The organism is Gryllotalpicola koreensis (assembly GCF_039538185.1).
Lineage (GTDB): Bacteria > Actinomycetota > Actinomycetes > Actinomycetales > Microbacteriaceae > Gryllotalpicola > Gryllotalpicola koreensis.
Map to the genome: position 1 here is coordinate 154,878 of NZ_BAABBW010000006.1, position 12,240 is coordinate 167,117.

General features: G+C 69.1%; 10 protein-coding genes. 9 read left to right on the forward strand and 1 reads right to left on the reverse strand.

All coding sequences use genetic code 11. The features are described from left to right. Nucleotides 1-5: 5 nt before the first annotated feature. The 6 genes from ABD708_RS17915 to ABD708_RS17940 all read left to right on the forward strand — a co-directional run bounded on the left by ABD708_RS17915 (nt 6) and on the right by ABD708_RS17940 (nt 8,296). Nucleotides 6-1,424, forward strand: coding sequence for an aldehyde dehydrogenase family protein (locus tag ABD708_RS17915; protein WP_344757037.1), 1,419 nt, complete (start codon nt 6-8; stop codon nt 1,422-1,424). 16 nt (nt 1,425-1,440) lie between these two features. After that, complete coding sequence (locus ABD708_RS17920) at nt 1,441-2,832, forward strand: aspartate ammonia-lyase (protein ID WP_344757039.1); 1,392 nt, start codon at nt 1,441-1,443, stop codon at nt 2,830-2,832. A gap of 122 nt (nt 2,833-2,954) precedes the next feature. Beyond that, a complete protein-coding gene (locus ABD708_RS17925; RefSeq protein WP_344757041.1) occupies nt 2,955-4,694 on the forward strand; it encodes a hypothetical protein in 1,740 nt (579 codons plus the stop codon). Nucleotides 4,695-5,009: 315 nt separating this feature from the next. Next, entirely contained in the window at nt 5,010-6,365 is a 1,356-nt protein-coding gene (locus ABD708_RS17930; RefSeq protein ID WP_344757043.1) for an HNH endonuclease signature motif containing protein, read from the forward strand. Between the two features lie 132 nt (nt 6,366-6,497). Further along, on the forward strand, nt 6,498-7,394 hold the full coding sequence (locus ABD708_RS17935; protein WP_344757045.1) for an alpha/beta fold hydrolase: 897 nt from the start codon (nt 6,498-6,500) through the stop codon (nt 7,392-7,394). Continuing rightward, nucleotides 7,391-8,296, forward strand: coding sequence for an alpha/beta fold hydrolase (locus ABD708_RS17940; RefSeq protein WP_344757047.1), 906 nt, complete (start codon nt 7,391-7,393; stop codon nt 8,294-8,296). Before ABD708_RS17935 ends, ABD708_RS17940 begins: the two co-directional genes overlap by 4 nt. Here ABD708_RS17940 and ABD708_RS17945 read toward each other — a convergent pair. Continuing rightward, nucleotides 8,283-9,050 carry a glycosyltransferase family 2 protein gene (locus ABD708_RS17945; protein ID WP_344757049.1) on the reverse strand — a complete coding sequence of 256 codons (768 nt, stop codon included), beginning with the start codon at nt 9,048-9,050 and terminating at the stop codon, nt 8,283-8,285. The two genes, ABD708_RS17940 and ABD708_RS17945, sit on opposite strands and share 14 nt — an antisense overlap. Nucleotides 9,051-9,103: 53 nt before the next feature. Here ABD708_RS17945 and ABD708_RS17950 point away from each other — a divergent pair, with 53 nt between their 5' ends. The 3 genes from ABD708_RS17950 to ABD708_RS17960 all read left to right on the forward strand — a co-directional run bounded on the left by ABD708_RS17950 (nt 9,104) and on the right by ABD708_RS17960 (nt 12,240). Further along, nucleotides 9,104-10,486: an FAD-binding oxidoreductase gene (locus tag ABD708_RS17950; RefSeq protein ID WP_344757051.1), complete on the forward strand. Its 1,383-nt coding sequence runs from the start codon at nt 9,104-9,106 to the stop codon at nt 10,484-10,486. A 7-nt stretch (nt 10,487-10,493) separates the two neighbouring features. Then, nucleotides 10,494-11,666, forward strand: a complete 1,173-nt coding sequence (locus tag ABD708_RS17955) for a PrsW family intramembrane metalloprotease (RefSeq protein WP_344757053.1) — start codon at nt 10,494-10,496, stop codon at nt 11,664-11,666. A gap of 199 nt (nt 11,667-11,865) precedes the next feature. Further along, nucleotides 11,866-12,240 (forward strand): FKBP-type peptidyl-prolyl cis-trans isomerase, encoded by a 375-nt coding sequence (locus ABD708_RS17960; protein ID WP_344757055.1) that lies wholly within the window; start codon nt 11,866-11,868, stop codon nt 12,238-12,240.

Here is a 12,240-nt window from a genome sequence, read left to right on the forward strand (position 1 = left end):
CGCGCATGAGCAGCACCGGTGCGGGGGAGACCGCAGGTCAGGCATCCGTCTCAGACACGGTCGCGCGGCTGCGCGCGACGTACGGTACCGGCCGCACCAAGCCGCTCGCCTGGCGGCTCGCGCAACTCAAGGGACTCGGCGCCCTGCTGCGCGACAACGGGCCCGCGCTCGAGCGCGCGCTCTGGGAGGACCTGCACAAGTCGGGGGCGGAGGCGCAGTACACCGAGATCGGCTTCACGCTCGCCGAGCTCGGCTCGGTGCGGAAGCACCTGAGGCGCTGGCTGCGGCCGACGCGCGTCCCGGCGCCTGCCGCGCTGCTGCCCGCGACCGCGCGCACCGTGCTCGAGCCGCTCGGCGTCGTCGCGATCATCGCACCGTGGAACTACCCCGTGCAGCTCACCCTCGCTCCGGCGATCGGCGCGCTCGCCGCAGGGAACGCCGTCGTGCTGAAGCCGAGCGAGCTCGCCCCCGCGACCGCTCGCGTGCTCGGCGAGCTCGTGCCGCGCTACCTCGACCGCTCGGCCGTCGCCGTCGTGCAGGGCGGGGTGCCCGAGACGACCGAGCTTCTTGCGCAGAAGCTCGACCACATCTTCTACACGGGCAACGGCACGGTCGGCCGCATTGTGCTCGAGGCCGCGGCCAAGAACCTCACGCCCGTGACGCTCGAGCTCGGCGGGAAGTCGCCGACGTACGTCGACGAGAGCGTCGACCTCGACGCCGCGGCGGCGCGGCTCGTCTGGGGCCGCTTCCTCAACGCGGGGCAGACGTGCATCGCCCCCGACTACGTGCTCGCGACGAGCGCCGTGCAGGCGAAGCTCGGGCCACTCGTCGCGAAATGGATCGAGCGCTACTTCGGCGCAGACCCTCGCCAGAGCCCTGATTTCGGGCGCGTGATCAACGATCGCCAATTCCAGCGGCTCACCGGATTGCTGGGTGCCGGGCGCCTGGTGGCGGGGGGCGAGACGGATGCCTCGCAGCGCTATCTCGCGCCGACGGTGCTGGCTGACGTTCCACGCGACGCCCCCGTCATGCAGCAGGAGATCTTCGGGCCGATCCTGCCGTTCGTGACGGTCGACGGGCTCGACGATGCGATCGACTACATCAATGCGCACGACAAACCGCTGGCGCTCTACGTCTTCAGCGAGGACGCGAAGACGCGGCGCCGGTTCCTCACTCAGACGTCCTCGGGGGCGCTCGGCTTCGGCATCCCGCTCGGGCATATCGGCGTGCACGGCTTGCCGTTCGGCGGCGTCGGGGCAAGCGGTGCGGGCTCGTATCATGGTCGCCGCTCGCTGACGACGTTCAGCCACGAGAAGGCCGTGCTGAGCAAGCCGCTCAAACCCGACACGATCCAGCTGGTCGCACCGCCGTACACGCCTGCACGCGAGAGACTTATCCGGAAGGTGCTCGGCAAGATCAGCTGAGCCGGAAGGGCAGGCGGTGCGCACCGAGACGGATTCGCTGGGAGAACGTCAGATTCCCGACGAGGCATATTGGGGCATCCACACCGCCCGGGCCGTCGACAACTTCCCGATCAGCAAGCGGCCGATCTCGGTCTACCCGGAGCTCGTGGTGGCGCTCGCGTCGGTCAAGCAGGCCGCCGCGCGCGCGAACCTCGAACTGGGCGTGCTCTCGCCCGACAAGGCGGCGCTCATCGATGCCGCCTGCGCCGAGGTGATCGGCGGGCGGCTGCACGAGCAGTTCGTCGTCGGGGTCATTCAGGGCGGGGCCGGCACCTCGACGAACATGAACGCGAATGAGGTGATCGCGAACCGCGCGCTCGAACTCGGTGGCCACGAGAAGGGCGAGTACGGATTCCTCAGCCCGCTGGACGACGTCAACCGCAGCCAGTCGACCAACGACGTCTACCCGACCGCGATCAAGATCGCAATGATGTATTCCCTTTCCAGCATGCTGGGGGAGATGCGGATGCTGCGCGACGCGTTCGCTGCAAAGGCGACCGAGTTCGCGCACATCCTCAAGATCGGCCGCACCCAGCTGCAGGACGCCGTGCCGCTCACCCTCGGCCAGGAGTTCCACGGCTGGGCCACCACGATGTCGGAGGACATCGACCGCATCACGGACACCCTTCCGCTGCTGTCGGAGATCAACCTCGGGGCGACCGCGATCGGCACCGGCATCAACGCCGACCCGCGCTACGCCGCGGCGGTGCGGCAGCATCTCTCCGAGATCACGGGGCTGGACCTCGTGACCGCGAGCGATCTGATCGAGGCGACGAGCGACACCGGTGTCTTCATGACGTTCTCCTCGGCGCTCAAGCGCGCGGCGGTGAAGCTGTCGAAGATCTGCAACGACCTCAGGCTGCTGTCGTCGGGCCCGCAGGCGGGGCTCGGCGAGATCAGCCTGCCGCCGAAGCAGGCCGGGTCGAGCATCATGCCGGGAAAGGTGAACCCCGTGATCCCCGAGGCGGTCAACCAGGTCGCCTTCTCGGTCGCCGGAGCCGACGTGACCGTCACGATGGCGGTCGAGGCCGGGCAGCTGCAGCTCAACGCCTTCGAGCCGGTCATCGCCCACTCGCTGCTGCAGTCGATCACCTGGATGCGCCAGGCGTTCCTCACGCTGCGCGTGAACTGCGTCGAGGGCATCACCGCCAACGAGCAGCGCCTCGCCGCCATGGTCGGGTCGAGTGTCAGCGTCGTGACCGCGCTGACCCCGTTCATCGGCTACCAGGCATCCGCCGCGCTCGCCAAGACCGCGCTGCTGACCGGTCGCAGCATCGCCGACCTGGTTGTCGAGGCCGGACTCATGACGCCCGAGCAGGTGGAGTTGGAGCTGTCACCCGAGCGGCTTTCGGGGGCGCCGGGGGAGTGATGTCGGTGTCCACGATGTTGCCCGGCGTCGGAGGGTAGCCCTGGCAGACTTGATTCATGTCGCGACGCAAGAAGAGGCCATCGGGTAACCCTGCCCGTCGCGGGCTGTCCTTCCAGGGACGAGTGGCGGTTCGTGACTTCGAACGTTGGCTGAAGGAGGCGGAGGCCACATTCACCGACCCGGCAGTCGGCGTCGCGCAGCTTGAGGTGCTGGTCTCGTCGGCTTCGCGGGTCGGGCTGGATGCTCTTGCCGCGGACGACGCTGCAGGTGTCGTCGAATTCTTGCTCGATGAGGATGCCGAGGGCGAGGAACTGCTCGACGTGTTTCACGACTTCGTCCACTTCCGTCTTGAGACCGAGCCTGAGGACGGCTGGGTGGAGGCGCACGATCTGCTCGAAGAGCTGTTGGCGACCGGCGACGGAGTTCCGACGGCGCTCTCGGATGCGCTCGAAGATTATGAACGGCAGGACCCCGAGCAGCGGCGGCAGGCGCTGGCGAAGGTGCGACTCGTCTCCGCAGTCCGCACGCTGCTGGAGTGGGTCGGTTCGGGGCGCGCGATCACGGACTCGGGCGCCCTGCGGCGCGTGGACATCGCGGAGGCGGCCGGGATGCTCGGGCTTGCCGCACGCGGAGTCGCGAAATTGCCGGCCGAGGGCGAGTACCGAGACGGAGCGATCGAGGTCGAGGGAGAGCTGCTTGCCCAATCGATGTGGGATCTTCCCCCGCTCGCAGCGTGGTGGGAGGCTCTGCAGACGGCCGACCTCATCGAGTTGACGCGTACCCGGGTGCGGCCGGGGCCTGCGGCGTCCGCATGGGCTGCAGAAGAGCTTCCCCCTCTCGACCAAGCGGGTGTGCTGGTCGGCGCCGTCACCGCCCAGCTGCTGACGACAGCGCAGCGGGAGGGGTCGGACCCCTGGACAGACCTGATCGCACGGCTCACCATCGTTCAAGCCCTCGAGATACTTGAGCCCGACATCGCGGATGATTCCCGTAGCCCGTTCGAGGAGCTACTGCTGCCCCGCGCGCAGCGCAGCCTGGATGATCTCGCCAAGCTCGGCATCCTTGAGCGGGATCGAACGGGCGCCGTCCGAGTTCCCGAGCTGCTCCGCGGCCCCTTCGCGCAGGGTGTGATCCTGGCCATGGCCTTCGCGGCTGACGCGCTCGACGACGAGGGGGTCGATGATGCCGACTTCGGCGGCGCTGCAGACCCCTTTGGCGATCCCGAGGTGCAAGCCGAGATGGCTCGCTTGGGGGTCGTGCACACCCCGGGAATGGCGGCCGAGATGATGCGCGAGCTCGCTCCTCTCCTTGCGGAGGAGGGCATCGACCTCGACAATCTCGATGCCGACGTCGACCTCGAGAGGGTCAACGCGGCCCTTGCCCGTGCAACGGAACGCCGCAACCTCGAACTGTTCACTCCTGTCGGGGAGCAGCGCGCGATGGCGCTCACCGTTCACGGACTCGCGGCCGAGGCGCTCGCCGACGGCAGCACCGATCTGGCGCGCCACGTGATCGACGGAATCCAGCCAGACCCTGTGGGCAACCGCCCCTCGGTGGCGCAGGTCATCGGAGTCGGCCTCGGAGTTCTCGACCAGTGGCATCGGGGTGCCGAGATCAGGCCCGTTCTGGAACGTGTCCGACCGATGCCATGGGACGCGCCCGCACGGCGCGCCGCGCAAGACATCCTCGTTGCGGCTCGAGACGGGCATGCATTCGACCAGCTCGACACTCTGATCCGGCGGCACAACGGCCGGGCTGTGCTCGAAGGCACTGTCCTCGCTGTCTCGGGGGTGGTGATCGCCATTGCAGAAGCCGACGGGGTCGAGGTCAACACGGCGGTCAGCCGTCTGCTCAGCGAGTAACGGCGTCGGTTCGCTCGGTTGCCCCCGAAACTGCTCCCTCCGGCTTAGCTCAGCTCACGCAGCGGCGAGGTCAGCTCGTCTGATGCTCACGAGCCGATGCGTCTGCCAGGGCTCTGCGATCTGGGAGAGTGCGGGCTGAACGTTCCTGACTTCGTCGTTTACGTCCGAATCTTACGGCGCTGGTATCGCAGCGGAGACCCAGGACCAGCGAGGGCTGTCGGGGGTCTGTGGGAAACTCTGGGTGTGAGTGGGGTTGTGAACAAGTCTACGAAACTCATGCTTGTAATTTGAGATTGTCGGGGTAGGCTCGGGGGTATGTCGAGGGTCGGTTCCGCAGCTTGTGAGGCGCTGTCGCGTCTGGGTGCGGTGCTGCCGGTGGATCCGGGTGCACTGTCGGATGGGGAGCTTCTCGATTTCGTCTCTCGGGTGGAGGCGGCTTCCCGGCAGGTGGAGGCGTTGAAGCTCGCGGCGGCGCAGGTCGTGGCCGAGCGGTCGGAGCGGGATGACCCGGATTCGCTGGCCCGCCGGTTGGGGTTCAGGACCGCGGCCGGGGTGCTGGCCGGGATCACGAAGTCCTCGGGCAGGGAGGCTGCGAAGCTCGTGAAAGATGCCTCGGATCTCGCGCAGCTGCCCGCGGTGGAGGCTGCGGTGCTGGACGGGCGGATCGGACGTGAGGCGGCGGCGGCGATCACCGGGGAGTTGAAGAAAGCCGCCGGCGGGAAGCTCGAGAACCTCCAGCCGGCGCTGGGAACCCCTGTGGCGCGCGAGCTCGAAACCCTGCAGGCCGAGCTCGTCGAGCTCGCCACCGGTGCGGGCGCGGACGAGGTGAAAGCCCGTGCGGCCGAGAAAGCCGCCGCGTTGAACGTGCAGACCGTCGAGGACCAGGCCGCGAGGGCCATGCAGGAGCGGTTCTTCTGGATCGGCCCCACCCTCGACGGCGCCGCCCGGGTGTCCGGGCTGCTTCCTGCCGGGCATGCCGCCGTGGTGCGGGGTGTGCTGGATGGGCTCTCGAACCCGAAAGGGAAGAAGACCGTCACCTTCGCCCCGGACCCGGATGCCGCGCCGGCTAATGTGCGCACCCGCGGGCAGAAGGCCGCGGATCACCTCAGGGACGTGTTCGCCACCGCCGCGAGGTCGGCGGAAATGCCGGATATGGGCGGGGATCACCCCACCGTGTGGATCAGCACCACTGCCGCGGAACTTCAGTCCGGTTCGGGGCTCGCGTTCTACGCCGGCAGCCCGGAACCTGTTCCCGTCTCGGAGGCGGTGCAGGCGGCGTGTGCGGGTGGGATCCAGACCGTGATCTTCGGGAAAGACGGCGATGTCCTCAACCTCGGTTTGGAGGTGCGGGGGTTCACGAAGCGGCAGCGCCGCGCGATCGCGCTCCGCGACGGCGGTACCTGCATCATCCCGGGGTGCGACGTGCCCGCGCAGTGGTGCGAGGTCCACCATGTCACCCCGTACCAGGACGGCGGCCCCACCGACGTGTGCAACGGCGTCCTCGTCTGCTTTTTCCACCACCACGAGATCGACACCGGGCCGTGGAGCATCCGCATGAAACACGGCACACCCGAAGTCCGGTACACCCACGGCAGCACCGACACCGAATGGAAGACCGCCGGCAACGGCACCGCCTCGAGACTCAGAGCACAAGCACCACCCGGGGAATGAGCGTGGGCCTCAAGCCCCCATCACGATGACGAACGGGGGAATGCGCACGTCATCGGATCCGTTCTGCACTGAGCGAGTCGCTTGCCGCGGTGCAAAGGTGGCTTATTTCTGAGGAAGAGCAGAATGTCAGGTATGGAGACGGCGGTCGACACTCGAGTCCAGGCGGCTCAGCTCGACGCGCTGCTGCAGCCCATCGACTGGGCCGCGCCCGACCCACGCGCGACCGCCTTCCGCTTCGAGGCCCCCAGCGGCAGCCTCGCCGCCTGGTCGATCGGCGACCCGGCGAATCCTCGGGTCGTGCTCGTGCCCGGTGCGACCGGGTCCAAAGAGGACTTCGTGCTGCTCGCGCCCCCGCTCGTCGACGCCGGCTACTTCGTGCAGTCCTACGACCTCGCCGGTCAGTACGAGTCCGCCGGCGCCGGCCCGTCCCGCAGCTCCGGGCGCTGGGACTACCCGCTCTACCTCGCCGACTTCGTCGCGTTCCTTGAGGCAGGGGAGCCCGCCCACGTGCTCGGGTATTCCTTCGCCGGCATCCTCGCCCAACTCGCCCTCGCCGGCCGACCGGAGCTCTTCCGCAGTCTCACCCTGCTCACGAGCCCGCCGCTCACCGGCAACGTGTTCCGCGGCGTCAAGATCGTCGGCCCGTTCGCGCGCTTCGCGCCCGCGCACACCGGCGCGGGGCTGATGATCTGGGGCATCCAGACCAACAAGAACGGCGTCGATGAGAGCCGCCTCGACTTCGTGCGCCGCCGACTCGCCGTCACGCGCCGCGAGAGCGTCGACGACATCATCGGGCTCATGATGGCCACCCCCGACGTGACGGCCGCGGTCGCGGCGTCCGGTGTCCCCTTGCTGGTCGCAACCGGCCAGCACGACCTCTGGCCCGTGCGGCTGCACGCCGAGTACGCCGATAGGATCGGGGCAGAACTGGCGGTCTATCGCACGGGCCACAGCCCGTGCGAGACCACCCCGAACCAACTCGCACTGGACATGATCACGACCTTCCGACGCGCAGAGCAGCTCGCATGAGCCTTCCGATGACCGCTGAGGCGGCCTACGGGCTCGACGAGGCACTGCCGCAGATCGACTGGGCCGTCGCACCTGAGGGCACCCGCGCCTACCGCTTCGACGCGCCGAGCGGCTCGCTCGCCGCGTGGGACCTCGGCGACCCTGCGGGCGAGCGCATCGTGATGGTGCCAGGCATCACCGGCTCGAAGGAGGATTTCGCGCTGCTCGCGCCGATCCTCGCCGGCCAGGGGTACTTCGTGCAGAGCTACGACCTGCCGGGGCAGTACGAATCCGCCGACGCGGGTCCCACCGGCGCCGAGGGTTGGAGCTACGAGCTCTTCGTCGACGACATGCTCGCCTTCCTCGAAGCGGGCGAGACGCCCGCGCACCTGCTCGGCTTCTCCTTCGCCGGCATCGTCGCGCAGCTGGTCACGGTGCGCCACCCCGAGCTCGTGCGCTCGCTGACCCTGCTCGCGACGCCTCCTCTCACGGGGCAGGTGTTCCGCGGCATCCGCATTCTCGGCTGGCTCACCCGGCTGCCGTTCTTCACGAAGCACAACTTCGGCGGCGTGATGATCTGGAACGTCCGCACGAACTTCAGCAAGGTCACCCCCGAGCGGCTGGCGTTTGCGAACGCGCGCCTCGACCATACGCGGCGAGAGAGCGTCGACGGCATCGTGGGACTGATGATGAAGACGCCCAATCTGTACCAGGAGTTGCGCGACTCGACCGTGCCCAAGCTGGTCGTCGCAGGCGAGCACGACCTGTGGCGCGCCAAGCTCTACCGCCGCTTCGCGAAGCGCATCGGCGCCTCGGTGGCGGTCTACGCGACGGGCCACAGCCCGTGCGAGACCACGCCGCACCAGCTGGCGCTCGATATGGTGCAGCTCTTCCGCACCAGCGAGCGGCTCAGCGCGCGCTGAGCTCCTGCTGCTCAGCGGCGCGCGACGCGACCCAGTCGCGGCGCGCCGCGCGCCGCCCCCAGGGGGAGGCCTCTGGCCAGTGCTCCGCGAAGGTGTGATAGGCCCATGCGAGTCGGCGCCCGATGCCGTGCCAGCTTTCCAGTGGCCGCGCCGAGACGCCCACCCGCAGGCTCTCGTCGTAGCGCACGACGACGTCGAGCGGCAAGTGCAGGGCGAGGTCCAGATCGTCATGGATGCGCGGATCGTCGCGGTGCACACGGTCGCGCACCTCGTTCCAGACGGATGCCCGCATGACGAAGTTCGAGCCGAAGATCGGCGGCCCGCCGAGCCACGGGCCGACGATGTGGAAGTACGCCGGGATGTAGAGCCGCTCGCCCAGCCAGTTCGCCCACGCGTGCGCCCCATAGAACGCGCCGGGCCCCGTGAGCACCCCGATCGCGGGCGACGTGTCGAACTCCGCGACGACGCGCGCGGCCCAGTCCGCCGGCGGTCGCGAGTCGGCGTCGATGCGCGCGATGAGGTCGGTGCGCGCGGCGTCGTATCCCGTCGCGGAGGCCGACATGATGCCGCGCTGCGGCTGGAAGAGCAGGCGGGCGCCGCCCGCGCGGGCGACCTCGGCCGTGGCATCCGTGCTGCCGTTGTCGACCACGATGACCTCGTCGACCGGCCGGGTCTGCACAGCCAGCGCCGCGAGTGCATGCTCGAGCATCTCGGCATCGTTCAGAGCGGGGATCACGACGCTCAGCGTGCTCACGTGACATCCCCTCCTCTCCACTATCTATGTTAGGTCGGCAATAGCATCGAGTAATGGATCTTGTCGCTCGCCTGACCGCCGAACTGGGTGACGCGGTCACCGTCGATCCCGAGCGCCTCGACGCGGTGCGCACGGACAAGTCCGGATTCATTGCCCCGAACCTTCCCCTCGCGCTCGTCGAGGCCGAGAGCGTCGAGCACGTGCAGACCACGCTGCGGCTCGCCAACGAGGCGGGCGTCGGCATTGTGCCCCGCGGCATGGGCACGGGTCTGGCGGCAGGTGCGGTCGGCGACGCGGGCGTCATCGTGCTGTCGGTGGCCAAGATGAACCGCATCCTCGAGATCAACCCGGCCGACGAGCTCGCCGTCGTCGAGCCCGGCGTCATCAACGCCGACCTCGACGACGCGCTCGCGCCGTATGGCCTCTGGTACGCACCCGACCCCGCCAGCAAGGCGATCTCGTCGATCGGCGGCAACATCGCGACCAACGCGGGCGGCCTGCTGTGCGCGAAGTACGGCGTCACCCGCGAGGCGGTGCTCGGCCTCAAGGTGGTGCTCGCCGACGGCCGGCTGCTCGAGACCGGGCACCGCACCGTCAAGGGCGTCACGGGTTACGACCTCACGGCGCTGTTCGTCGGCTCGGAGGGCACGCTGGGCGTCGTCGTCGAGGCGACGGTGCGGGCGCTGCCGCGACCCGCGGGCGACGTGGTCACGATCGGCGCCTTCTTCCCCCGGGTTCGCCAGGCGGCGCTCGCGTCGAGCGCGATCGTCGAGGCGCAGCTGCGTCCCGCCGTGATGGAGCTGGTCGACGGCCAGGCGCTCGAGGCGGTCCGCGGCTATCTCGGCGACGCGGTCATCCGCGACGCCATGGGCCCGACGACGGGCGACGGATTCCTGCTCGTGCAGTTCGACGAGTCGCCTGCCCCCGAGACCGTGCTGCGGGCCGTCGAATTGATCGAGCGGGAAGGCGGCGAGCCGCGGGTGTCGACGGATGCCGCAACGGGGGAGCAGCTGCTCGGAATCCGTCGCGCCTTCCATCCCGCCCTGGCGGCGAGCGGCGAGGTGCTCATCGAGGACGTGTCGGTGCCGCGCTCGCGCCTCGCCGACGCCTTCGACGCCATCGCGGAGATCTCGGAGCGCCACGGCGTCCGCATCCCGACCGTGGCGCACGCCGGCGACGGCAACCTGCACCCGAACTTCGTGGTCGAGGGCGGACTGCTCACGCCGCAGCTGAAGGCCGCGGCCGACGAGCTCTTCCGCGCGGCGCTCGCGATGGGCGGCACGCTGACCGGCGAGCACGGCGTCGGCATCCTGAAGCGCCACCATCTCATCGACGAGCTCGGTGCCGACTCATATGCTCTTCAACGCCGTGTGAAGGCCGTCTTCGACCCGCGGGGCATCCTCAACCCCGGCAAGGTGTTCGAGATCACCGAGTGAGGTTCCGATGAGCGCCACTGATCCGTATGCGCCGCCGACGTCGGCGACCGGGCCGATCTCGTCGGTGCTGCCTGCGCCCTCCGGCCGGCCGCGGAACCTCACCACGACCGTCGTGGTGGTCGTCGGCATCGCCGTCTGCGCGATCGCGGTGATGTGGGTCGTCTCCTACCTCGTGAGCGTGCTCGGCGTCAGCGGCGTGGTCCTCAACGGGCTGATCGCCCTCGTGCCGCTCGTCGCGGTGCTCGCCGTGGTGCGCTGGGTCGACCGCTGGGAGCCCGAGCCGTTCGCCGCACGGGTGTTCGCCTTCATGTGGGGCGCCGGCGTCTCGATCCTCACGGCGCTCGTGGTCGATGAGACGCTGAACGTCTACAGCCATCACCTCGGCGTGAGCCGCAGCCAGTTCTTCATGATCACGGTGCAGTCCCCGATCGTCGAAGAGGTCGCGAAGGGCGTCGGTGTGCTCCTGATCTTCCTGATCGCGCAACGCACCTTCGATGGGCCGGTCGACGGGGTCGTGTATGCGGCGACGATCGCGGCGGGCTTCGCCTTCGTCGAGAACATCCAATACTTCGGGCTCGCACTGCGCGACGGCGGGGACACCGATCTCGCCTACACCTTCTACGTGCGCGGCGTGCTCTCTCCGTTCGCGCACCTGACCTTCACCTCGTGTACCGGCATCGCGCTGGGCTACGCCGCGCGCGGCCCCCGCCGCGTCGGCCGCACGATCGGTCTCTTCCTCGGTGGCCTCGCCCTCGCGATCGTGCTGCACGCAGGTTTCAACCTCGGCTCCGCGCTGAACGAGAACGGCGCGTTCTTCTTCTACCTGATCGTCGAGCTGCCGATCTTCGGGCTGGTCGCGGCCTTCGTGCTGTTCGCGCGCCGGCGCGACGCCCAGCTCACCTACCAGGCGCTGACGCTGTACGCGCGCGCCGGCTGGTTCACCGCGGCCGAAGTGGACCTGCTTGGCACGAGTGGCGGTCGGCGGCAGGCCAGGCTGTGGGCGAAGAGCCATGGTCCGCGCACGAAGCGCGCGATGCGCCGCTTCATCCGCGACGCCACCGCGCTCGCATACACTCGGCAGCGCATCCAGAGCGACCACAGCAGGGCGCGGGCGCAGCGCGACGAGATCCGGCTGCTGCGCGTCGTGACGGCTGATCGGCAGCGCGTCCTCTCCGGCTGAGTGCCGGGGCGCAGCAGCGGCGCCGCACACAGTAAAACTCGCCGACCCTGGTGCGGCTGTGCCGGCAACTCGAGTGGTCGACGAGTTCGTGTTTCCAGTGTCCCGCAGGTGCCGCGATCAGGCAAGTGCGGCTGGGCATCCACTGAAGCATCCCCGCCGCGCTTTGCATCGGCATGAGCCCACCGCTTGGATGGAGGGCATGGCAGATACCGATAAGACCAAGCCCGAGATCGAGGCGCCAGAGGGCCCCGCTCCCACCGAGCTCGAGATCGTCGACCTCGAGGTCGGTGACGGTGCAGAGGCCGTCCCTGGCGCCACCGTCGACGTGCACTACGTCGGAGTGGGCTTCGACAGCGGCGAGGAGTTCGACTCCTCATGGAGCCGGGGCCAGTCCATCCAGTTCCCGCTGCGCGGTCTCATCGCAGGCTGGCAGGAAGGCATCCCCGGCATGAAGGTCGGCGGCCGGCGCAAGCTGACCATCCCGCCGCAGCTCGCCTACGGCCCCGCAGGCAGCGGTCACCCGCTCGGTGGCCAGACGCTGATCTTCGTGATCGACCTGCTTGGCGTGAAGTAG

Excerpts from the sequence above, each read along its gene's own strand:
- ABD708_RS17915 (WP_344757037.1), top strand. The coding sequence starts at position 6 with ATGAGCAGCACCGGTGCGGGGGAGACCGCAGGTCAGGCATCCGTCTCA.
- ABD708_RS17930 (WP_344757043.1), top strand. The coding sequence starts at position 5,010 with ATGTCGAGGGTCGGTTCCGCAGCTTGTGAGGCGCTGTCGCGTCTGGGT.
- ABD708_RS17935 (WP_344757045.1), top strand. The coding sequence starts at position 6,498 with ATGGAGACGGCGGTCGACACTCGAGTCCAGGCGGCTCAGCTCGACGCG.
- ABD708_RS17940 (WP_344757047.1), top strand. The coding sequence starts at position 7,391 with ATGAGCCTTCCGATGACCGCTGAGGCGGCCTACGGGCTCGACGAGGCA.
- ABD708_RS17950 (WP_344757051.1), top strand. The coding sequence starts at position 9,104 with ATGGATCTTGTCGCTCGCCTGACCGCCGAACTGGGTGACGCGGTCACC.
- ABD708_RS17955 (WP_344757053.1), top strand. The coding sequence starts at position 10,494 with ATGAGCGCCACTGATCCGTATGCGCCGCCGACGTCGGCGACCGGGCCG.
- ABD708_RS17960 (WP_344757055.1), top strand. The coding sequence starts at position 11,866 with ATGGCAGATACCGATAAGACCAAGCCCGAGATCGAGGCGCCAGAGGGC.